Here is a 22,807-nt window from a genome sequence, read left to right as displayed (position 1 = left end):
GATGAAACGGATTTGGCTGAAGCTGGCACTCGCCTTCATGGCAGTAGGCGTGGGGGCCGTCCTGATCACGACGCTGCTTGCCGTCAAAGAGATGGACGATCATTTTTTGATGTACACGGATGAAGTAAAGAGCCAACAGAGCGAGGAGATTGTCCAGGCAGCTTTGACAGCCTACCGGAACAGCAAAGGCTGGGACAGGCAAGCCTTTTGGCAGCTGGAAGCGATCTCCTCTGTGCTGGGTTTGCATCTCGTCCTGTACGATCCGCAGGGAAGCAAGCTGGGGGAATGGGGGCAAGTTACGGGTGCCGGAGCGGACTTCGACCGTGCGACCCAATCGATTACGCTGTACGATGACAAGCAGACAGTTGTGGGGCGCATCGGCATCAGCCACAAAGATCAAAATGCGTACAAGGCGCTGGAAGGACATTTCCAATGGGCTCATAAAAATACGGCGATTTGGACGACGGCAGTCCTGCTCGTGCTCGTTGTGCTGCTCTGTATCCCGCTGGCTCGCTCCATGGTCCGTCCGGTTGAGCAGGTGAGCGCGGCCGCGCAGCAAGTAGCGAGAGGGAACTTGCAGGTTCGCGTGCCTGCGCCTGAACAAAAAGACGAGATGGCTTCCCTCGTGCTGGCGTTCAACCATTTGGTGGCGAGTCTGAACGAGCAGGAAGAGCTGCGCAAAAGGCTTACTTCGGACATCGCCCACGAGCTGCGCACTCCGCTCAATACGCTGCTTGCGCAAACGGAAGGGATGATCGACGGAATCTGGGAAGCGAGCCCGAAGCATCTGGAGCGTACGCGCGCGGAAGTTTTGCGGTTGATTCGGCTGGTGAACGATTTGGATCAGGTGATCCAGGTAGAAGCGGGAGCGTTGCCGATCCGCCGCGAACCAGTCTTGCTGCGGGCCATCGTGGAGGAAGTCAGCGAAGCGATGCATGTCGCTTTTGCCCGTTCCGCGATTCAGTTTCAACTGGAAGGCGGACAGGACGCGTGGATTACGGGCGACAGGCAACGAATCGCGCAAGTCATCACCAACCTGTTGACGAACGCTTGCAAGCATACAGCGCCGAACGGTCGCATAGCCGTGACGATTGCAAAATCAGCAGATTCCGTCAGGCTGGACGTACGGGACAACGGCTCTGGAATCGCTCCGGCTGATCTGCCGCACGTCTTTGAACGGTTTTACCGGGGAGATCGCTCGCGTGCGCGAGAGCGGGGAGGAGCCGGTCTGGGGCTGACCATCGCCAAAGGGATCATGGAGGCGCACGGCGGGACGATTACGGTGGAAAGCAACCTCGGTGCAGGAACTGTGTTTACGCTGCTGTTTCCGGTGCGCTAGGCGGTTGTAAGCATATGATCCTGTCGCCACGAATCTCGCGGCGCGATATAATGAGAGCATCCATAGACAACGAGAGAGAAAGAGGAGGGGAGCTGTTTGTTTGATCTGGCGACAATGAGCACGTTTTTGGCGGTCGTGATCGGCCTTTTTTTAATTCCCGGCCCTGCGGTGCTGCTGACGGCTACACGGACTGTTCAGGGCGGCCGTCGGGCGGGCATCATGGCGGGACTCGGGATCGCGACGGGCGATTTCATTCACACGATTTTTGCCGCGGTTGGTTTGTCGGCGATCTTGATGACATCGGCATGGGCGTTCAACATCGTGAAAATCGCCGGGGCTGTGTACCTCGTCTATTTGGGCATCAAGGCGATCATGGAAAAGCCGAGCGATCCGCAGCTGCCGAAAGTGTCGCCTTTGCCGCCGGGCAAGGCGTATATGCAAGCAATCGTGGCTGAGCTGTTGAATCCGAAGACAGCCCTGTTTTTCCTCGCGTTTTTGCCGCAGTTCGTCCATCCCGAGCGGGGAGCATCTGTGGTGCAGTTTTTGATCCTGGGACTGATTTTTGCGATTCTCGGATTTTTTTACACGACGCTGATCGCCCTGTCGGTTCGTCCGCTGGGGCACTTGGTCAAGCGCATCTCCTGGCTCGGCCGCTGGAGCGGAAAAATCATCGGCTCCGTCTACATTTTGCTTGGCTTGAAAGTAGCTCTGCAACAAAAGTGAGGTTGGCCGCAGCCGCATGTTCGCGGTCGCTAGAGCCATCACAGCCGCTGGCAAGGCAACTGCACAGTGCGACAGCACGAAAAAGCACGAAAAACTCCCTCCTGCTGACACCGGACAATCTCGCCGGACGAAAGCGGAAGGGAGTTTTTTGCGCTATTTGGCTGCAAGCTGCGGGTCGGAGGATTGTGGTGACGCTTGCTTTCCGAGCTGGCCCGGCCTTTTCGTGCGAATGACGATAGCCGTAGCGAGCAAAGCGACCCCGTTGATGATGAACACGTAGCGGATCGGGATGATTCCGCCGAGCACGCCGCCCAGCACAGGGCCGAGCATGGTCGCCAGCTGGTTGACGGATTGGTTCAAACTGAACGCTCTGCCGCGGAACTCAGGGTCGGTCACCTTGACAATCATCGCGTTGATCGAAGGGTACACCGCGGCAAAAAACAAGCCGTACGCGAAGCGCAAAATCCCGAAGCCGGACAGACTGGTGAAGAAAAACTGCAACAGGTTGCCGACCGCGCCGCCAAGCAAGCCGATGAACAAAATTTTCGTGTAGCCGACTTTGCCGCCGAGCTTACCCCACTGCGGCGCAGCAATGACGGTAGCGATTCCGACCGCGGCGAAAATGATTCCGGCGCTGAGCGATGCTTCCTGCTGCGATGCGCCAAGCTGCAAGACGTACACCGTCAACAGCGGCTCCAGCAGCATGACGGAGATCGTCACCATCAGGCTAAGCCCGAGAATCGTCATCAGCGAGCGGTTGGCGATGGCCGAGCGCAAATCCTCCCGGACGTTGGAACGGCTGCCTGAGCGGTTCATATTCGTCTCCTTGACGAGGAAGGTAGCGATGAGTGCCGCTACGAGCACCACGCAGCCGGAGAAGAGGAACGCTTCCGCATTGCCCCATGCATGGCTGACGACTCCGCCGACCAGCGGCCCGACAATCCCGCCTGTTGCGCCGGAGGTAGCCATGACGCCGAGCGCGTAGCCGACGTTTTTTTCCGGAGTATTGGTGGCTACAAGGGCAATTGCTGCCGGAACATATCCAGCCAGAAGTCCCTGAAACACACGCAGTACCAGGAAAAGGTAAGGATCTGTAATAAAGTAAGTCAGGAAATACAGCAAAGCCAGGCTAAAACCGGAGCGGATCAACATCGGTTTTCGCCCGTATTTGTCTGCCAGCGAGCCCCAGTACGGCGAGATCAGGGCGCTGGCCAAAAACGTAATGCCGAACGAGATACCAGACCAGGCTTCCAAATGCTCGTGAACACCCAAAGATGTATGGAGGAAGATGGGCAAGAATGGTATGGAGATCGAGTAGGCCGTGCTGCAAAAAAAGACGCCGACCCATAGTACAAACAAATTGCGCTTCCATGAAAATTCCATCTTTCTGTCACAACCTTTGCCGCATAGAAGCAGGGGAATTTAATATTGATCATTCTAGCACTGGTTTTCCGTACTGACCAATCAAGAATTGTGATCGGACTATTGCAAAATTGAAATAAGCAAAAAACCTTGACGTTCGACAAGCATGAAAAAGTCGCATAAAAAACCCCTCTTTTCGCAAGCGAGCTGTGCGCTTTTGCCTGCAAAAAGAGGGGGCTGTCGGTGGTTAATGTCCAGCCGGAACGCTGATTCCGAGCTGATTCACGAGCTGTTTGCTTTCTTCGTTCAAACCTGTGATCACGACGAATTTATCCAGCTCGCGGTATTTGGCGACGACCTTGGAGATAGCGGTTACAGCTGACATATCCCAGACATGCGAGCGGGAAAAATCGATGACAATTTGCCCTGGATCATCCTGAAAATCAAATTGCTCGATAAAATGCGTCATCGTGCCGAAGAACAATTGCCCGGAAATGACGTACACTTTTTCGCCCAGCTCACTCTTGTACGAAGTGGAATGCAGCCGGGCCATTTTCCAGCCAAAAATCAGGGCGCTGAGCACGACGCCAGAGAGGACGCCTTTTGCCAAATCGTGTGTGGCTACGACGACGAGAACCGTTGCGACCATGACGACAGCATCGCCGAGCGGCATTTTTCGCAGGTCGAGCACAGACTTCCAGTTGAAAGTGCCGATGGAAACCATCACCATGACGCCGACGAGCGCGGCCATCGGGATTTGTTTCACGACATCGCCCAAGACGAGAATCAAAAACAGCAAAAACACGCCGGCTACCAATGTGGACAAGCGGCCTCGCCCGCCAGATTTGACGTTGATCACAGACTGGCCGATCATGGCACAACCCGCCATCCCGCCGAAAAATCCGGTGACAATGTTGGCGATTCCTTGCCCTTTGACTTCCTTGTTTTTATCGCTGCGCGTATCCGTCATCTCATCGAGAATCGCCGCAGTCATGAGCGATTCCAAAATCCCGACCAGTGCGAGCGGAAGCGAATACGGCAAAATGATCAAAAGCGTTTCCATGTCGAGCGGCACCACAGGGGCGTGAAACAGCGGGAGCTGGCGCGTGATCTCGCCCATGTCGCCGACTGTGCGCATATCCAGTCCACAGAGGATGGTCAGGGCAGTCATGAAGACAATCGCGACGAGAGCAGACGGTACTGCTTTGGTCAGGCGCGGCAACAAGTAAATAATCGCGAGCGTCCCTGCCAGCATGGCGTACATCGTCCACGATGCCCCGACAAAATGCGGCAGTTGCGCCATGAAAATGAGAATCGCAAGCGCGTTGACAAACCCGATCACAACGGTGTGCGGGACAAAAGTCATCAGGCGACCGATTTTACAGGCGCCGAATACGATTTGCAAAAGTCCGGTCAGGATAGTGGCTGCAAACAAATACTCGATCCCGTGTTCCTTGACGAGCGTAATCATCAGCAGGGCCATGGCACCCGTCGCAGCCGAGATCATCCCGGGACGCCCGCCGACAAACGCAATCGTCACGGCAATGCAAAAAGACGCGTACAAGCCGACCATCGGATCGACCCCGGCAATAATCGAGAAGGCAATCGCTTCGGGAATCAAAGCGAGCGCGACGGTAACGCCAGCCAGCACGTCAGCGCGGACGTTTGCGAACCAGTCCAGTTTCCATTGGGTAAGATTCAAAACGGTACCTCTTTTCTGTTCAGTATGGTGACTTTCCCCTTTCAGAAAAGTCGGGGCCGTTTTTCACAAGTCACTATTATAAGAAAAACCCCTCACGATATCCAGCCTTTTTTGTTCAGGTGCAGACAAGGGCAGCAGAAGCAGCCGGAGGGGTTCCTGCTTATCGCGATCTGTCGCGCCTAGCAGAAGGAAGCTCGCGTCCAACCGGGAAAGCGTACAATGGCCAGAAACGAAACGGCTCGAAATGGCTGGCCGTTTCTTCTTGTTCGAAGCGGATGCTTTTTCGGGCTTTCTTTGGATAGGGGCGATCGTCCCGTCTTTGGCGAAGTGCCGTGCCGCTTTGCCGCCGGAAAGATATATTGGCAAAAGAGACACTGGCAAGGCTACTTTGCACAGGAAAGGGGATTAACGCTTATGCCGTTTCACTCCTCCAAGTGGGCATTGCACAACTATTACTCCCGTTCCGCAAGTTTGAGAAGGTATTTGCCGCCCACTGCGATATTCAGCCGCAAAACGCTGCGCGATTACATGTCCCGTTATTCCTCCGTATTCATCAAGCCGGACAACGAGCACATGGGCAGGGGCGTAATCAAGGCGTGGAAGGAAAAGGGCCGCTACACATTTGTGAAAGAAAAGGGTTCCCAAAAGCACGCCAGCTCGATTGATCAACTGTACAAAAAGGTTCGCCAAAAAAGCGGCAGCACCCGGCATATTATCCAAAAAACCATTCCGCTCGCCAAAGTGCACGGCAGGCGGTTTGATATCCGGGTCATGATGATGCGCAATGCCGCCGGGAAGTGGGAATTTGCCGCGATGCTGGCAAAAGTGGCAGGGAAGGACAGCATCATTACGAATGTGCGCCGCGGGGGCGGTTATGCGCTGAAAGTCAGCACGGCTCTGGCTCCGACACTGTCCAAGGCACAAATCGAGCGTGTCACGAAGCGGCTGATCCAGCTTGGATACGAGATCAGCGCACATTTTAACCAGTTCAAGCGCCGCTCTGAGCTGGGCATCGACTTCGCCGTGGATCGTTCAGGGCGAATTTATTTGATCGAAGTGAATCATGAGGTTCCTTCGCATGTCCTGTTTTTGCGCTTGAAGGACAAAGCGCCTTATCGCAATATAAGACGATTGGCACGCGCCTATCGAAACAGGAAGAAATGAGACAGCGAGCGCAAAAGGCCGTCCGGTCTTTTGCTTTTCCAAAGCAGACAAGCCCACCTGGCAAACTGCACTTTCAGCAAATCACTGGCAAATTCCTGATCGATCTTCAAAAGAAATCCAGCTATAATGAAAATGATTTTCAAAAACATTGGGGAGCTGTGTTTATGTAGCTTGTCAACGAGAGAGGAGTGGCTGCGATGCTTCGCAGATTTTTTTCTTATTACCGGCCTTATCGCGGATTGTTTGTGCTCGATTTTACGTGCGCGATTTTCGTCGCTCTTCTGGAGCTGGGATTCCCGCTTGCTGTGAACATGGTTGTCGACCAGCTTTTGCCAAGCAAAGACTGGGAGCTGATCATGTGGGCCTGTCTCGGGCTGCTCGTCCTGTACGCAATCAATGCCGGGATGAACTACGTCGTGACGTATTGGGGGCACATGCTAGGCATTAACATCGAGACGGATATGCGCAAACAGTTGTATGACCATATCCAGAAGCTGTCCTTCCGCTTTTTCGACAATACGAAGACAGGACATCTGTTGTCTCGCCTGACCAATGACTTGATGGAAATTGGCGAGGTTGCCCACCACGGGCCGGAGGATTTGTTCATTGCAATCATGACGCTGGTTGGAGCCTTTATTTTGATGTTCAGCATCAATGAAGAAATGGCGTTGCTTACGTTTGTGGTGATCCCCATCATGACGTTTTTTGTCGTGTACTTCAACCGCAAAATGACGAAAGCTTTCCACCGCTTGTATGGCGACATGGCTGATTTCAATGCCCGCGTCGAAGACAATGTGGGCGGTATGCGCGTGATTCAGGCATTCGCCAACGAAAGCTTTGAAAAGGAGCGCTTTGCGGAAAACAACCTGCGCTTTCGCCTGACCAAGCTGTTGTCCTACAAAATCATGGCGCAAAACGCTTCGGTCAGCTACATTTTGATGCGTCTGGTCATTTTGTTCGTGCTGATTTGCGGAAGCTGGTTCGTCATCGAAGGTTCGCTTTCCTACGGGGAGTTTGTCGCGTTTTTGCTGTTGACGAACGTCTTTTTCCGCCCGTTGGAAAAAATCAACGCGATCATCGAAAGTTACCCGAAAGGCATTGCCGGTTTCAAGCGTTACATAGAAATCATGGATACGGCGCCTGATATTGCCGATGCTCCCGATGCCGTCAAGGTCGAGGCACTTGCGGGCGATATCGAATACAAGGGTGTTTCGTTCGGTTACGAGCACGAAGCGAATGTGTTGCAAAAGATCGATTTGCAGATTCGCGCAGGGGAAACGGTAGCTTTTGTCGGCCCGTCCGGCGCTGGGAAGACGACATTGTGCAGCTTGCTGCCGCGTTTTTACGAGGTGCAGGATGGCAGCATTACGATCGACGGGCTGGATATCCGCAAAATGACATTGGCTTCGCTGCGCAGCCAGATCGGGATCGTACAGCAGGACGTGTTCTTGTTCTCTGGCACGATCCGGGAAAATATCGCCTACGGCAAGCAGCAGGCATCGGAAGAAGAGATTTGGCAGGCAGCACGGCGAGCCAAGCTGGAAGATTTTATCCGCTCGCAGCCGACTGGTTTGGATACTGTTATCGGCGAGCGCGGCGTGAAGCTGTCCGGGGGGCAAAAACAACGGCTCGCGATTGCCCGCATGTTCTTGAAAAACCCGCCGATTCTCATCCTGGACGAAGCGACCTCGGCGCTGGACACGGAGACGGAAGCAGCGATCCAGCAATCGCTTGCGGAATTGTCGCAAGGCCGGACGACACTGGTGATTGCCCACCGCTTGGCGACGATCAAAAATGCCGATCGCATCGTTGTCGTGACAGAGCAAGGCATCACAGAGCAGGGGAACCATGAGCAGCTGCTGGCCCAGGACGGCATTTACAGCCGGTTGTACCACGCGCAGTTCGGTTCGTACCTGGAGCAGACGCAGAGCGCTTTTTCCAGATAAGCCATTTTTCGTGTACTGCGGTGAAGAGGGCACCTTCATGGGTGTCACCCTTGCCGTTTTCCCCAACCGAAAAAAGAAAGGAAGATCATGCTTGTTAAGCTGGAACGAACATTTTTTAGCAGAGCATTTTCGCCTGACGTCAGAGCTGAGAGCGGATACGCTGCTTTCCATGAAAGCGAGCGATCTGGTGAAGCCGGAAAACATGGATCAGCTGGTCAGCCTGTATGCTCCGCTCATCAAGGCCAACGACAGCAAACCTGTCGGCACGTACATCGGGGGCTGGCTGGGCGGCGTGGCGCTCGGATTGCAGTACATGCAGTCGGTGTGGAACGTTTCGCTCCACCTGTCGCTCGATCAACTGACTGTGCAGCTTTACGTTGCAGATGACTATGCCCAGTTTTCCTTTGTCGTAGACGAATGGAACAAAGTCGAGGCACCGGAAACCGGGCGTGCAGCTTGGCTGGATCAGCAATACCGCGCGTTTTACCAGCATAGTTTGCGACCGTTGATCCAGTCGCTTGCCAAGGCTACGGATAACCCGGAAAAGCTGATCTGGGGTCAGTTGCCGACCAGATTCAATTACTATCTGGATTACTTCGTCGAGCAGAGTCAAGACGAGCGCGTCCGGCAGCATTTGCGTGATGACTACGACTCGCTCTGTCGGCAGCTCGAAGGAGCGTGCTTCGGTCTGGACAAAAATCCGTTCGACGTAAAAGTGCGTTGGGTGGAAGACATGCGCGATCCGAGCAAGAAGGTACGCCTGAAAAATCAATGCTGTTTGTACTATCAGACCGGTGAAGGACAATATTGCTATACGTGTCCGCGGCTGAAGGAAGACGCGCGCGCCGTTCGCAGACAAGCGGCCTTGCAAGCTTGAGCAAGCGAAAGAGCATGGCAAAAAGCACCCTCTTCTTGTGAGAGGGTGTTTGTCGTTGTTGCGGATATCTGGACAGGGTATGCATTCTTCCTATAAAGTAGAAAGAGAGAAAGAGTCAGAATAGTTCGGAATTGCAAAGCTTGAAATGGCTGATCGTGCTTGATGACTAACCAATAGGAGGGAAGTGGTTCGTATTCAAACAATGGACCAGGATGAGCAGAAGCAGAGTGATGAAGACTTGTATCAAGCGATTGTGAACCGCAAGCTCACGCTCCATTACCAGCCTTTTTTCGATTTGAGAACGGGAGGAATGAGGGGGGTGGAGGCGCTTGTCCAATGGCACCACCCAAAGCGGGGATTTTTGTCGCCGAAAGCATTGCTTGGGCTTGCCAAAAGGAGCGGAGTGGTGCATCTGCTGGAAGAATGGGTCTTGCGGGCAGCGTGCGAGCAGTGCAAGCAGTGGATTGATGCCGGTTTTGGGCCGTTGGTCATAGCGGTTAATTTGTCCGCGCATGCTTTTGAGTCTGTCGGACTGGCGGACACCGTCCAGGCGATTCTCCGCGATTGTCAATTGCCTGCCCGCTATCTGGAACTGGAAATTACGGAAGAGGCAAAGACGCATGGGGAGAGGATGATGGTGCTTTCCCAACTGAAGCAGCTTGGCGTCCAGGTAAGTCTGGACCACTTTGGGAGAGGCGCCAGCTCTATCTCGGTTATCTCGCGCATGCCTTTGGATAAGTTGAAAATAGATTCCTCCCTGATCCAGCAAGCGACGACAGATTCTGCTCAGGAGATGGCGGTCAAATCGCTTTTGGCGGTCGCACGAGCCATGGATATCCAGGCGACAGTCGATGGCGTAGAGCATCGCGAGCAAGTGGAGCTTTTGCTGAAACTGGATTGCGATCTCGCACAAGGTCATTATTTTTGTGAACCGCTTTCGGCCGACGAGCTGGAAGTGCGAATGCGAGAACAAGGAAAAGCCATGCTTGACCTGGCCGTGCATGCACACAAGGAGCGGGGCGAGCCTTTCGTCTACTTGCGAGAGGTGATGCGCAATCAGCAAGGAATGACATTTACGTTTCGCAAACAGGACGCGACGTTCATCCACACGTTTTGCGCCGGAGAATTGATCTATCGCATCGGCTTGACGCCAGAGCAAGTGGTAGGCAGCGAGTTGCGCGATATTTTACCGATGCAGGAGGCTCTGCGCAAGACGATGTATTACGAGCGGGCATGGAGTGGCGAAGAACATGTCACATACGAAGGTGTCGTCAATGGCGTCTGCTATCTGGCAGCCATGCGGCCGATTTTTCGCGATGGCCGTGTGAAGGAAGTGATTGCCTCCTGTGTCGACATCACCGAACTGAAAAAAGCAGAAGAAGCAAAGCGGGTAAGCGAAGCCAAGTACCGTCTGATAGCGGAAAACATATCGGATATGATCGTGGTCATCGATTGCCACGGATATGTTACATACGTGTCGCCGTCCGTTCGCGCCGTGCTGGAGGTAGCTCCGGAAGTTCTCCTGCATCAAAACCTGCAAAACTTATTGCCAGCCGAACAGTTGAAACGGGTTTGGCAGACGTTTCAGGAAATTATGGAGTGGAAGCTGCCGCGGCTGATTACGTTCTCCTGCCAGCATAAAAATGGCAGCAAGCTCATTTTGGAGGCAAAAGGAACGCCTGTCCAGAGCGAGCAAGGAGAAGTGTCGCAAGTCGTTTTCATCATTCGCAACAGTACAGCCCAGGTGCAAGCGGAGGAGTTTTTGCGCAAAATGGACAAGCTGACGGTCGTTGGTCAGCTGGCCGCAGGAGTAGCGCACGAAATCAGAAATCCGGTTACCTCGATCAAAGGTTTCGTCCAGCTGTTGCGACGTGATCAATGGAAGAATGAATATTTCGATATCATGCTCGCGGAGTTTCACCAATTGGAAAGCATTTTGCGCGAGTTTGTGTTTTTGACCCAGAAAAGATCGCATCAGTTTGAAGCGCTGTCCATCGCAAACTTGTTGCGCGGCGTTGCCCGGATGGTCCAGGAAGAGGCACCGAACCATCAACTGCTGCTGGATGTGGAAGAGGTGGAGGGGATACGTCTGTGGGGCGATCAAAGCCAAATCAGGCAAGTCTTCATCAATCTGCTGTCCAATGCCGTAGAGTCCATGCCAGATGGAGGCCCGATTCGGATCAAGGCTTTGCGGACAGAGCACGAGCACATCTTGATTCGGATTGTGGACAAAGGCTGCGGCATGTCGGAAGAGAGATTGCAGCGGCTGGGTGAGCCTTTTTACAGTACAAAAGAAAAGGGGACAGGGCTTGGCCTAATGATTACTTATAAAATTATTCAGTATCACGACGGGTACATTCATTTTTCCAGCACGCCCAACAAAGGTACGACGGTTGAAGTGTACTTCCCTTTGAATCGGCCGCCGGATACGGCTTGAAGCGAATAGACTGAAAAAGCAAAAGGTCCGAACGCCAGGCTGGCAGGTCGGACCTTTTGCGCATTGTCATGGACGAGGGCGCTTTTGCTCGGCAAACCGGGTCTGGATCGTCTGCAAAAACCGTTTCCAGACGTCGGGCAAGTCTGCCTTTTGCTGGTCAGAGGACACGGGAACAGAAGTTTTTTCTTCATCTGGAGAGTTCATGGTCACAGTCCTTTCGTATCGTTCCAATCGTGGCGCAGGGCGAACAGCTCGCGCAGCTCAGCCGTAGACAGCTCTGTGATCCACGCTTCCTGGCTGCTGCTGACGATTTGCTGGCTGAGCGACAGCTTCCGCTCCATCATTTCATCAATCCGCTCTTCGATGGTGCCGAGTGAAATGAACTTGTACACTTGGACATTGCGGCGTTGCCCGATCCGGTGCGCCCGGTCGGTAGCCTGGTTTTCCACAGCCGGATTCCACCAGCGGTCGACGTGAATGACGTGGTTGGCTTCGGTCAGGTTCAACCCTGTGCCGCCCGCGCGCAGCGAAAGAATAAAGATAGCGCCGCGTTCCTCATCGGGCAGGGACGTATCCTGGAAGCGGGTGATCATCTCGTCGCGCTTTTCCTTTTTGGTCGCCCCGTTCAAAAAGAACACCGGACCGTAGCCTTCGCGCGTCAACACGCGCTGGAGCAAATTGCCCATTTCGATATACTGCGTGAAGATCAGGCAGCGCTCGTTTTTTTGCCGAATTTCCTCGATCAACTCCAGAAGTCTTTCGAGCTTGTGGGAGCGGCTTGCTTCATCTGCAGTCGTGATCTCGTTCAAGATCAGCGCGGGATGGTCGCACAGCTGCTTCAACCGGGTCAATGTCGTGAGAATCAGACCGCGCCGTTCCATGGCGGAGACGTTTTCCATCCGCGAAAACATTTCCTGAATCGCTGTTTCATAGAGCGCACCTTGCTCGGCGGTCAACGGAACGTATTCCTTGCTCTCGTTTTTCTCCGGCAGATCAAGCTGGATGGCTGGATCGGTCTTGGCCCGGCGCAGCAAAAACGGCTGAATGAGCCGCTGCACGGTCTGAATCAGCTGCTGATCGCGGTCGCGCTCAATCGGCTGCACAAAGCGGTGCGTAAATTCGCTCAGACTGCCCAAATAGCCGGGATTGAGGAAATCAAAGATCGACCAAAGCTCGCTCAATCGATTTTCGATCGGCGTTCCCGTCAGCGCGATGCGGTGCCACGCCTTCAAGTCCCTGACGGCGGATGCCTGCTTCGTGTAGGCGTTTTTGATGTTTTGCGCCTCGTCCAGACAAATCGTACTCCAGGTGATCGTGGACAGCTCCTGTTCGTCGAGATGGGAGAGGGCATAGGACGTGATAACCAGATCGGCCCCCGCGATGGCAGGCTCGAACTCTGCTTTTTTGGGACGATTGTTCCCATAGTGAATGAACACTTTCAACGAAGGGGCAAACCGCTGCAATTCCTTCTGCCAATTGCCGATGACCGACGTCGGACAGATGAGCAGCGAAGGCGACTGGCTCGCGCCGGAAGCCTTTACGTGCAGCAAGTACGTAATGAACTGCACCGTTTTTCCCAGCCCCATGTCGTCAGCGAGACACGCTCCCAAGCCGAATTGCCGCAAAAACAACAGCCACGAGCTTCCTTCCAACTGATAGTTGCGCAGCGTCCCGTGAAAAGCGTCCGGCTGGGGCAAAATCGGGATGCGCTTCGTCTCCTGCAAACGGTGCATCAGCTCCAGCAGATGGGCATTGAGCTGGATTTCCACGGTGAGCGGGTACGGTTCATCCGGATCGTGGTCGTCAGGCGATTCCTCGACCTCGGTATTGGTGGTGAGATGCATGCTCATCACGTCGCGCAAGGTCAGGCCGTTTTTGGCGTTCGTTTTTTGCAACGCTTGCTGAAGCTCAGCAAACAGATCGGGCGTGAGCTGAACCCAATGCCCTCTTATTTTCAGCAGCCGTTGCTTTTGGCGAATCAGTTGGGCAAACTCTTCTTCGCTCAGCTCGACAGGCCCGAGGGCGAGCTTCCATTCGAAGTCCATGACTTGGGAGATGCCGAGAAAAGACTGTCTGCTCGCACCGACAGACGAGGAAACTTTTGCCTTGAGCTTTGGTTTGACCCGGCGTACTTGCTCCCACCAGGCGGGCAAAAAGACGTGAATGCCCGCTTGCACGAGTTGCAGGCTGCAAGAGGTAAGAAAAATCCACGCCTCCTCATTCGTGAGCTGGGTGCGCAGTTCAGTCCGTTCACCTGCACCGGATCGTTGCCAAGGAAAAATCTCGCGGCATTTTTCCAGATCGCTCTGCAGGCGCCGCCAATGCTCTTTCCATTCCAGCGGGATTTTCGCCATTTGCGCAGTAGCCGCCCCCAACAAATGAGGCTCGATCACGAACAGCCGATCCGGTTCTTCCCGGTCCTGCAAGTAAATTTGCAGCAGCCAGTCGCTTTCCGAATGGGCAGGCTCGATAATTTGCAAACAAGTGCGAAACGGCGTCACATCCGGGAGCCAGCCGATCGATTGCAGCCATTCTCCTTCTTGCAAATGGACGGAAAGCTCGTCGCCCGCAACCAACAGAGCGGGAAAATGGGCGACAAGCTGATCCCAGGCACGACCGACTTCTCCAGGCGCATCGACCAATTCTTCGAGGACGTGCGAGAGCCACCTGTCGCCGTAGGAGGGGAGCGTCGAAGGAGCAGGCTCCGCTTTCCAGCCAAACCGCCCCCGTTTCCATTCGGCAAAATCGGGGAGGATGGCACCGGCGGCAAGCGTATGCGTCAGTGTGACAGCCGCATCGCGGTACTCCGCAAAACGCTCGTCCACAGAGTAACTCCCGTGCAAGAGCCATGGCGGATCGGAAAAAAAGGACAGGGCCTCCAGCGGACTGAGCAGCAAGCCTTGCTCGTTTTTTTCCACAAATGTGCCGTAGTAGGATGATTCATCCCAGGCAAAAAGCGCTGCCGCAACCTCCTCCGGATCGATTGCCTGACCTTCTTGATCGCATCCGGCGATGAGAAAACGGCCGTCTGCCAAAAGCTCCGCTGTTAGCACCATGGTTGTAACCGTGTTCATAGATTCAGATTTCCTCTCCTTAGCTCCTCCTGGAAAGCCCGCAGGCGGTTGTGCTTGGCAGACAGTCTGTCCACGAAGCGTTCCCAGTCGGCCTCCTGATCTGCCTTGGCGTAAGTGGCGCGCCCTCTTTTCAACAGTTTGATCGCTTCTTTGTAAGCCGTGCGATTGCGCTCGCGAATCAGCCGATTCACTTCACGCACATAGTACGGATACAACAGAGCGGGATCGGCTTCCTCGATCTCTTTCAACTGGACAGCCGAGAGATCGGCAAAAGGGACCCGAAAAGACATCTGCAAGTCGATCCATGACTTGAACTGCTTTTCCTCATACAAATAGAGCGCGTATTCGGGATAGCTGCTGGGCAAAAACGTTTTCAGCATCGCTCCGCACTCGGCTTCTCGACCGACCTGTTTCATCGCTTCCCGCCAGACCGTGAGCACAAAGCGGTACTGCTGCGCTTCTGCCTGGCCGATCCGTCCGGTAAGGGCTGTTGTCCAGTCCAGGAAACGTTGCCACTGCGCTTCGCGGGCAAAAGCTTTCATGTACGGCAAATAAAAGGCCAGGGGCAGGCGACGCATGGGCATCCAGACAGCCAAGGCGAGATCGTCCTGCCGATCCATCACGGAAAAGTGGGCGCGAAGCAAGCGGGCTTTTTCCAGCACCGCCTCTGACGTATTAGGCGAAGCGATCGTCTCGTCAAGCTCCGCTTTCTCCTGCTCGATCCACTCGGGGGCGTCAAGCAGCGACCACCAGACCAGGCGATAGGCGTACACCCAATAAAGCGAGGAGAGGTCGTTTTCCTTCCAACGGCGGATGATCGTGAGCGTCTCTTCCAGCGCAAGCCGATGTTTGCTCCACAAAGCCTGCCGATCGGAGAAATAGATCGCGCCCTCCAATTGCTCCAGCAATCGTTCCGCGGTTTGGGCGAGATCCGGGTACCAGTGGGACTGCCGATACGTTTGGACGTATTGCTGCAATTTTTGCAGGTGAAACAAATTGGCGTGGATGTGGAACAGTTGGGCGCGTTCGGTCGGCCAGCCAGCGGTCACGGACAACACGTTTTGATAGCTGGAAAAAATCTCGGAGGAAGCGCGGAACGATTCCATCGCCGATAACAAATTGCGCGTCCAGCTCTCGAAAAAGGCCCACCAGTCGTGAACGGAACTGGCTGCGGTAAGCCCTGATTGCACAGGAGCGCTCTCGTTTCCTTGCGGCGGGCTGACCGCTGGCCGATAGTTCGGGATGAGCATGGCAGGTGAAAATGTCGCCCGGCGTGGCTGCTGGGCTTTGCCCAAAAAATGGCGCGGGTTTTCAAAGACGCTATACATTTGAAAAAAAGTCGCCGCGATGTGCTTGCAAAGACGGGTGTAGGGGCAGGTACAGGAGCTGCCTTGCACTTCCTCCAAATCGAGGCGCACATGGTACACTTGTGATCCTTGCACATCGCTGCATAGTGTGCGGTTATTCTCGACGCGCGTATTGAAAACAACCCCATCGGAAAAGTACGAATACCCACGCTCGATAATCGTGCCTTCCACATGTTGCAGGACTTGCTCTGCAACAGCTATCGCCTGTTCCCGTGTCAACTCTCTTTGCAACATCTGCTTTGATCCTCCGAACGAAGTGTCATCCCTCCATTATAACGCAAAAGTCGGGTGAATGGAAAAAACAAGCGTATTTACGGTGGCGTCATTCCATTTAAAAAGTAGAACAGCTGCTCATAAAGCGGATCGCCCGATTGGTACAGGCTGACCATTGCCTGTTTGCGCCCGTTTTTGCCAAAAAACCAGCCGCCCGTGTACCAGGCGAGCGGCGAATCGTATTGGAACGGCCCGTAGCTTTGGCCTTGCCGATCTGTTCCGCCAGCAGCTCCGGCCCGCAAATATTCCAGCAGTCGCGCCCGTTTGTCCTGATCATAAGTCACGCCGAGGTCAAATTCGATTTCGACGCCCATTTGCCGGTCGTAGCTGGCAACCGCCGCCGCATCCAGACTTTTTTTCGGATTGAAGTAAGCATTGGGCTGCAAAAAGGCGAGGTCGAAGCCGAGCTGTGACCATTCGTTCCAGCCAGCCGCCTGCTGGTACGGAATCCAGATGCTGCGGAGCGGTTGCCCAGCCATTTTGCAGCTGTGGATCGCCGCGTTGACAGCCTGAATCACCCGCCGATCGTCGTACTCTGGCCCTTGGAAGTACAAGCTTTCCTGAAGCCAGTAAAAACCTCTCAGGCATAGGCAATCTTGCCACGGCTTTGTCGCCCAGCGCTCAAGAAACAGGCACATCCAGTCGACGACAGCCTGGATGCGGCACTCGTCGTCACCGAAAACTTGCGGATTCGGGTAAGGCAGCGCAATCCACACATTCGTGCGCGACAACGGCGAACAGCGCACCGCCTGGCACAAGGCATCCAGGTTCCGGTCGCACAAAAACAGCTCATCCATATAGCGCAGCCATTCGTTCCAGTTGGCGGGTGCCTTGTCATGTCGCGCCAAAAAGCGTCCTTCTCCCGACTGGTTCAAAATGCCGAGAGCCAAAAAGAGAAAATCGGTGAACATGACACCATCTGTCAGCCCGGTTGCCGGGTCCGTGTGAAACAGCAGAGGAAGAAAGTCGGTACACTCCCAAAACTGATAGTGCGGCGTTCCGTCCGTGCCGATGCTGTAGCCAGTATACGTGAGGAAAAGTTGATCGATCGGGCTGTTTCGCAGCGAAGGGTAGGGGGCCATGATGCAACACCTCTTTTTCCTCGGATTCATGGCGAAAAGAAACCTTCGCTAACACGTATGTACCTCCATTTGCGAAAAGAAGCTTCATTTTTTGGCGGGATGGGTGTGGCGACTGACGATGTCGTCTGTGATTACCGTCGGCATTATTTTGACCGTGTTTTGGGGATAGCCCGTATTTTAGCAGGAAAACAAGGGCGGATTCGCCAGCCAGCCAGGAAAAACGGCTGGCTATTTTTTTGCCAAGCGGGGAAAGCTGATGCAGAAAGAAAAAAACGGGTAAGGATGATTTTCATGGAAGCGGCAAAAACGAGTCCGATTACCCACAGGCGGGCGAAAAAACGAAGGATTGTCACCCGGGCGCTCGCCATTGTGATCGGGGCGCTGATGGTTGCAGTCGGACTGGAAATTTTTCTCGTGCCGAACAATATTATCGACGGCGGCGTGACGGGTCTGTCGATCATGATGTCGCACCTGACCGGGATCAAGCTCGGGGTTTTCCTCTTTCTGCTCAACTTGCCGTTTTTGTTGATCGGCTACAAGCAGATCGGAAAAACGTTCGCGATCTCCACGCTGTTTGGCGTCGCGGTCATGTCGTTGGGCACGAATTTTTTGCACCATGTCCCAAGCCTGACCGACGACTTGCTGTTGTCTGCGGTGTTCGGCGGCATCATCATCGGGATTGGCGTCGGACTGGTGATTCGTGCAGGCGGTTCGCTGGATGGCACTGAAATTGTCGCCATTTTGCTGACGCGGAAAAGTCCTTTTTCGGTCGGCGAGGTCGTGATGTTTTTCAATATTTTTATTCTCGGCAGCGCAGGCTTCATTTTTGGCTGGGATCGGGCGATGTACTCGCTGATTGCCTACTACATCGCTTATAAAATGATTGACTTGACGATGGTCGGGCTGGAGCAATCGAGGTCGGTCTGGATCATCAGCGACTTTCCTGACGAGATCGGCGATGCCTTGTCAGCCAGGCTGGGAAGAGGCATTACGTATTTGCGCGGCGAGGGCGGCTATTCCGGCGACGATAAAAAAGTCATTTTCTGTGTGATCACGCGACTGGAGGAAGCGAAGCTGAAGTCGATCGTCGAGGAGATCGACACTTCTGCCTTTCTCGCAATTGGACATATTCACGATGTATCAGGCGGACGGTTCAAGAAAAAGAACATTCACTAACAGCGGGAAGTGTTACGGCAAGCGAACAGCTTGCTTTTTTTGCGTGCAGATAAGAATTTACAAGATTCTTATCCAGTACAAGTGCAACTAAGGCTGCGCCAAAGGCTTGACGCAGCCACGTTTTCTAATGTGGCAAAAGGAAGTGCTCATTTTCTGAAAACTCGAAAAGCAGCAATTGATTTTTGGCAGACAGAAAATTATGATGGAGATGACAAAAATGAAACTGATGTTCCGAAATTCGGAACAAAATTCGCGACAAACGGGAGCTTTTTATGAACCAACACCAAAACAAGACGGTTGTGAAGTCGATGGAGCTGCTCCAATTGTTCATCGAGCACGAGCGACTTAGCCTGAATGAAATGATCGCGTACGCGCAAATGCCAAAAACGTCTGTTCACCGCATGGCAGGGTCACTGGAAGCGATGGGTTTTTTGCAGCGGGGAGAAGATGGCAAGTATGCGTTGGGGCTGCTGTTTTTGCAGTTCGGACAACTGGTGGCGGAGCGGCTGGATATCCGGCAGCTCGCTTTGCCCGTGATGAGTGTCCTGCGCGACGAGGTAGAGGAAGCGGTCCACCTGATCATCCGGGACGGCGACGAGGCGATCTATGTGGAAAAGCTCGATACTCCGCATCCGGTACGCCTGTATACGAAGATCGGGAGACGGGCGCCTTTGTACGCGGGGGCGTGTTCGCGAATCATTCTTGCTTTTTTGGCGGAGCAGGAGCGCGAACGCTATTTGCAAGAGGTGGATTTGCAGCCAATCGGTCGCGGGACGATTACGGACAAGGACGAGCTGCGCCGTCTGCTGGCTGAGTCTCGGGCCAAAGGGTTTACGATCAGCCATTCCGAGCTGGAAAACGATACGGTAGCGATTGCTGCACCGATTTTTGACCATCTCGGCCGGATTTGTGCGGGCATCAGTATTGCCGGGCCACAGGAGCGGTTCTCGCAGGCTCGGCTACCTGAACTGGTTGCTCACCTGACGAATGCGGCGGAGCGGATCTCGACGGCGCTTGGCTATCGGCGGGCAAACCGGAATGAGTAATCTACTTTTAGAAAAAAGGGAGAGAAGCGAAATGAAAACGATTTTGGTCACAGGATTTGACCCGTTTGGCGGGGAGGCGATCAATCCGGCCTGGGAGTCGGTGAAACGGCTGGCTGAGGTGGAAGCTGGGGAGTACCGCATCGTGGCAAGGCAGCTCCCGACGGTGTTCGGCAAATCGGTCGAACTGCTTTTGCAAGCGATCCGCGAGATTTCGCCCGATCTCGTTTTTTGCATCGGACAGGCTGGCGGACGTGCGGATATTAGCATCGAGCGGGTAGCGATCAACGTAGACGATGCGCGAATCCCGGACAACGAGGGCAAGCAGCCGATCGACACGCCAATCGTGGAAGACGGCCCTGTCGCCTATTGGTCGAGTTTGCCGATCAAAGCTATCGTCAAAGAAATGCGGGCAAAAGGGATACCTGCCTCCGTGTCGCAAACAGCGGGCACGTTTGTCTGCAACCATCTGTTTTATGGGCTGATGCACGCCTTGGACAAAGAATATCCGGCTGTTCGCGGAGGCTTTGTCCATATTCCGTATTTGCCTGAACAAGCGGCCAAGCATTCGGGGCAGCCGAGCATGTCGGTAGAGACGATTGTCAACGGTTTGCAGATTGCCATCGAAACGGCTGTGAATCACGAACGCGACATCGTGGAGGGCGGCGGACAAATCAGCTGACACCAAGATCGCGTGGCACAGCAGCGTAGCGACACAGATGGGCAGGAGGAGTGCAGAGTGGAGCGACTGGAGTTTTTTCCGCTCGGAGATGCAGGAATTGTTCTCAAGCTGGGGGATGTGATCGACGAACAGACGCGGCAAAAGATCATGGCGATCTCCGCGTATTTGGAGCAGCAGCCGCTGTCGGGAATGACCGAATACGTGCCTGGCTACACGACTGTGACGATTTATTACGACCCGCTCGCATGGCGCGATCCGCTTGGACAAGAGTTGGCGTACGATCGTTTCCAGGCAGCGCTCGAAAATCAGTTGCGCCAATTGTCTTTTTCCGCCGCATCGGAGCAACGGGTGGTGGACATCCCGGTCTGCTACGGCGGACAGTACGGCCCGGATTTGCAAGAAGTGTCCGAATACCACGGTTTGACGCAGGAAGAAGTCATCCAGATTCACAGCGGTCAAGCGTACATCGTGCACATGATCGGCTTCGCCCCCGGTTTCCCGTATTTGGGCGGGCTGGACAAGCGGATCGCCACTCCGCGCAGGTCGACGCCACGTACGGCGATTGCGCCGGGCAGCGTCGGGATCGGCGGGGCACAGACAGGCGTATACCCGCTGGAAAGTCCCGGCGGTTGGCAAATTATCGGTCGCACGCCAGAGCGTCTGTTTCGCCCGGAAGAGCATCCGCCCAGCTTGCTGCGCGCAGGTGATCGGGTGCGCTTCGTTCCGATTTCTGCGGCTGAGTATGAACAGAGAAAGCAGGTGGGGCGATGAGTGTCGAAGTCATCTCGCCAGGCTTGTTCACGACCGTACAAGATTTGGGCAGATACGGGTATCAGCGGCATGGCGTCCATGTCAACGGAGCGATGGACGCGCTGGCGCTGCGAGTGGCGAACCTGCTCGTCGGCAACGAGCCTGACGCAGCTGTTTTGGAGCTGACCATGAAAGGGCCAGCGCTGCGCTTTCACCAGGATGTGCTCGTGGCGGTATGCGGGGCGGACATGCAGCCTGTTTTAGATGAGCGCCGTCTTCGCCGCAATCGCCCAGTCTTGGTCCAAAGCGGCAGTGTCCTCCGCTTCGGGCATGCGAGAGAAGGCTGCCGCGCCTATCTCGCCATCGCAGGCGGCTTTGACGTGCCGCTCGTGATGAACAGCCGAAGCACGAACGTGCGGGCCAAATTTGGCGGGGCATGGGGCAGAGCGCTTGCGGAAACAGACAGGCTGTCCCTGGGAAAGCCGGGAAAAAAGAATGTACGGCTTGCCCGGCAACTGCAAGACCGGAGCGTGAACAGAGCCGATTCCTTTTGCGAGGCCGACTGGTTTGTCCCACAATCATTTTTCCCTTATCCACAGCAAAAAGACGCGGTCGTACGGGTCATGCCCGGGGCCGAGAGCGAGCTGTTCACCGCGCAAAGCCGCCGCGATTTTTGGACAACGCCCTATCAAATCAGCGTGCAGTCAGACCGGATGGGATATCGGCTGCACGGGCCAGAGCTTGCGCTGAACGAACCTGTCGAGCTGATCTCTTCCGCTGTGTCTGCCGGAACGATCCAAGTTCCGCCGAGTGGAATGCCGATCGTATTGCTGGCAGATCGGCAAACGGTAGGCGGCTATCCGAAAATCGGCCATGTGGCGACTGTCGATTTGCCCATCCTGGCCCAGCTGCGTCCACATGATCGGGTACAGTTTCAACAAGTGACCTTGCGCGCTGCCCAGCAGGCATGGTACGAGCAGGAAAAGGCGCTCGCAGAACTCGAAACGGGAATTGAGCTTTACTTGGGAGGGAGGAGCAAACGATGAAGACTGTCGATTTGAACTGCGACATGGGGGAAAGCTTCGGCGTGTATCGCCTGGGCAATGATCAGGCGATTTTGCCGTATATCAGTTCAGCGAATATCGCTTGCGGCCTGCATGCGGGCGATCCGGCGACGATGCGAAAAACAGTGAAGCTGGCTCTGGAAAACGAAGTGGCAATCGGCGCCCATCCTGGCCTGGCCGATCTGGTTGGGTTCGGTCGTCGCAATCTGGATATCTCCGCGCAGGACGCCTACGAGCTGACGGTCTACCAGATCGGTGCGCTGCAAGCTTTTGTCCAGGCAGAAGGCGGCACGATGCAGCACGTCAAGCCGCACGGAGCCTTGTACAACATGGCAGCAACGCGCCCGGCCCTGGCGGAAGCGATAGCGGAAGCAGTGTTCAAGGTTAACCCGGAGCTGGTGCTGTTTGGGCTGGCCGGGAGCGAATTGACACGGGCAGCGGAAAAAATCGGGCTACGCGCCGCCCATGAGGTGTTTGCCGACCGGACGTATCAGGCAGACGGGACATTGACGCCCCGCACAGAGCCAAACGCCCTGATCACGGACGATCAGGCAGCCGTGCGGCAGGTCGTGCGGATGGTGACAGAAGGAGTCGTGCAATCTGTGCAAGGCGCAGATGTGTCGATACGGGCTGATACGATTTGCATTCATGGAGACGGTGCCCACGCTCTGGAGTTTGCCCAGTGCATTCGTCAGGCGCTTGCCGCCGCGCATATTTCCATCCGTCCCGTGCGCTCGTAAGCAGAT

Annotated in this window: 19 protein-coding genes; 13 read left to right on the top strand and 6 right to left on the bottom strand. The window is 54.8% G+C overall.

Annotation, left to right across the window (positions count from 1 at the left end):
- Window position 1: 1 nt before the first annotated feature.
- Together EDM60_RS07545 and EDM60_RS07540 are read left to right on the top strand one after the other, a co-directional pair.
- Window positions 2-1,339, top strand: a complete 1,338-nt coding sequence (locus EDM60_RS07545; RefSeq protein ID WP_122963415.1) for a sensor histidine kinase — start codon at window positions 2-4, stop codon at window positions 1,337-1,339.
- A gap of 96 nt (window positions 1,340-1,435) precedes the next feature.
- Window positions 1,436-2,062, top strand: a complete 627-nt coding sequence (locus EDM60_RS07540) for a LysE family translocator (RefSeq protein ID WP_122963414.1) — start codon at window positions 1,436-1,438, stop codon at window positions 2,060-2,062.
- 153 nt (window positions 2,063-2,215) lie between these two features.
- Here EDM60_RS07540 and EDM60_RS07535 read toward each other — a convergent pair whose 3' ends face one another.
- Together EDM60_RS07535 and EDM60_RS07530 are read right to left on the bottom strand one after the other, a co-directional pair.
- Window positions 2,216-3,445 (bottom strand): MFS transporter, encoded by a 1,230-nt coding sequence (locus EDM60_RS07535; RefSeq protein WP_122963413.1) that lies wholly within the window; start codon window positions 3,443-3,445, stop codon window positions 2,216-2,218.
- Between the two features lie 226 nt (window positions 3,446-3,671).
- Window positions 3,672-5,126 (bottom strand): SulP family inorganic anion transporter, encoded by a 1,455-nt coding sequence (locus tag EDM60_RS07530; protein WP_122963412.1) that lies wholly within the window; start codon window positions 5,124-5,126, stop codon window positions 3,672-3,674.
- Between the two features lie 414 nt (window positions 5,127-5,540).
- On the opposite strand from EDM60_RS07530, the gene EDM60_RS07525 reads away from it, so the two are divergent.
- The 4 genes from EDM60_RS07525 to EDM60_RS07510 all read left to right on the top strand — a co-directional run bounded on the left by EDM60_RS07525 (window position 5,541) and on the right by EDM60_RS07510 (window position 11,550).
- On the top strand, window positions 5,541-6,290 hold the full coding sequence (locus tag EDM60_RS07525) for a YheC/YheD family protein (protein ID WP_122963411.1): 750 nt from the start codon (window positions 5,541-5,543) through the stop codon (window positions 6,288-6,290).
- A 197-nt stretch (window positions 6,291-6,487) separates the two neighbouring features.
- Window positions 6,488-8,236 carry an ABC transporter ATP-binding protein gene (locus EDM60_RS07520; protein ID WP_122963410.1) on the top strand — a complete coding sequence of 583 codons (1,749 nt, stop codon included), beginning with the start codon at window positions 6,488-6,490 and terminating at the stop codon, window positions 8,234-8,236.
- A 91-nt stretch (window positions 8,237-8,327) separates the two neighbouring features.
- A complete protein-coding gene (locus EDM60_RS07515) occupies window positions 8,328-9,113 on the top strand; it encodes an IucA/IucC family C-terminal-domain containing protein (protein WP_122963409.1) in 786 nt (261 codons plus the stop codon).
- Window positions 9,114-9,297: 184 nt separating this feature from the next.
- Complete coding sequence (locus EDM60_RS07510) at window positions 9,298-11,550, top strand: EAL domain-containing protein (RefSeq protein WP_122963408.1); 2,253 nt, start codon at window positions 9,298-9,300, stop codon at window positions 11,548-11,550.
- A 66-nt stretch (window positions 11,551-11,616) separates the two neighbouring features.
- On the opposite strand, the gene EDM60_RS28475 is transcribed toward EDM60_RS07510, so the two are convergent.
- The 4 genes from EDM60_RS28475 to EDM60_RS07495 form a co-directional block, all read right to left on the bottom strand.
- Window positions 11,617-11,754, bottom strand: a complete 138-nt coding sequence (locus EDM60_RS28475) for a hypothetical protein (protein ID WP_167470250.1) — start codon at window positions 11,752-11,754, stop codon at window positions 11,617-11,619.
- Window positions 11,755-11,756: 2 nt separating this feature from the next.
- Window positions 11,757-14,624 carry a DEAD/DEAH box helicase gene (locus tag EDM60_RS07505; protein WP_122963407.1) on the bottom strand — a complete coding sequence of 956 codons (2,868 nt, stop codon included), beginning with the start codon at window positions 14,622-14,624 and terminating at the stop codon, window positions 11,757-11,759.
- On the bottom strand, window positions 14,621-16,225 hold the full coding sequence (locus tag EDM60_RS07500) for an SWIM zinc finger family protein (protein ID WP_122963406.1): 1,605 nt from the start codon (window positions 16,223-16,225) through the stop codon (window positions 14,621-14,623). Before EDM60_RS07500 ends, EDM60_RS07505 begins: the two co-directional genes overlap by 4 nt.
- 77 nt (window positions 16,226-16,302) lie before the next feature.
- The gene (locus tag EDM60_RS07495) at window positions 16,303-17,346 is read right to left on the bottom strand and encodes a DUF4855 domain-containing protein (RefSeq protein ID WP_122963405.1); all 1,044 of its coding nucleotides are present in this window, start codon (window positions 17,344-17,346) and stop codon (window positions 16,303-16,305) included.
- 291 nt (window positions 17,347-17,637) lie between these two features.
- Between EDM60_RS07495 and EDM60_RS07490 the strand changes: the two genes are divergently transcribed.
- Genes EDM60_RS07490 through EDM60_RS07465 form a run of 7 tightly spaced genes read left to right on the top strand, consistent with a single transcriptional unit; the run spans window position 17,638 to window position 22,801 of the window.
- A complete protein-coding gene (locus tag EDM60_RS07490) occupies window positions 17,638-18,522 on the top strand; it encodes a YitT family protein (RefSeq protein WP_122963648.1) in 885 nt (294 codons plus the stop codon).
- A 9-nt stretch (window positions 18,523-18,531) separates the two neighbouring features.
- Entirely contained in the window at window positions 18,532-18,798 is a 267-nt protein-coding gene (locus EDM60_RS28375; RefSeq protein WP_141254143.1) for a hypothetical protein, read from the top strand.
- Window positions 18,795-19,568 (top strand): IclR family transcriptional regulator, encoded by a 774-nt coding sequence (locus tag EDM60_RS07485; RefSeq protein WP_122963404.1) that lies wholly within the window; start codon window positions 18,795-18,797, stop codon window positions 19,566-19,568. Before EDM60_RS28375 ends, EDM60_RS07485 begins: the two co-directional genes overlap by 4 nt.
- A 31-nt stretch (window positions 19,569-19,599) precedes the next feature.
- Window positions 19,600-20,247: a pyroglutamyl-peptidase I gene (gene pcp, locus EDM60_RS07480; protein WP_122963403.1), complete on the top strand. Its 648-nt coding sequence runs from the start codon at window positions 19,600-19,602 to the stop codon at window positions 20,245-20,247.
- 57 nt (window positions 20,248-20,304) lie between these two features.
- The gene (pxpB, locus tag EDM60_RS07475; protein ID WP_122963402.1) at window positions 20,305-21,018 is read left to right on the top strand and encodes a 5-oxoprolinase subunit PxpB; all 714 of its coding nucleotides are present in this window, start codon (window positions 20,305-20,307) and stop codon (window positions 21,016-21,018) included.
- On the top strand, window positions 21,015-22,043 hold the full coding sequence (locus tag EDM60_RS07470; protein WP_122963401.1) for a 5-oxoprolinase subunit C family protein: 1,029 nt from the start codon (window positions 21,015-21,017) through the stop codon (window positions 22,041-22,043). The genes pxpB and EDM60_RS07470 overlap by 4 nt, the downstream gene beginning before the upstream one ends.
- The gene (locus EDM60_RS07465) at window positions 22,040-22,801 is read left to right on the top strand and encodes a LamB/YcsF family protein (RefSeq protein WP_122963400.1); all 762 of its coding nucleotides are present in this window, start codon (window positions 22,040-22,042) and stop codon (window positions 22,799-22,801) included. Before EDM60_RS07470 ends, EDM60_RS07465 begins: the two co-directional genes overlap by 4 nt.
- The last annotated feature ends 6 nt before the right edge of the window (window positions 22,802-22,807 follow it).

The sequence above is a fragment of the Brevibacillus parabrevis genome, from assembly GCF_003710905.1.
Taxonomy (GTDB): Bacteria; Bacillota; Bacilli; order Brevibacillales; family Brevibacillaceae; genus Brevibacillus; species Brevibacillus parabrevis.
Note: the sequence above shows the minus strand (reverse complement) of the source record. Positions and strands in the feature narration are given on the sequence as shown.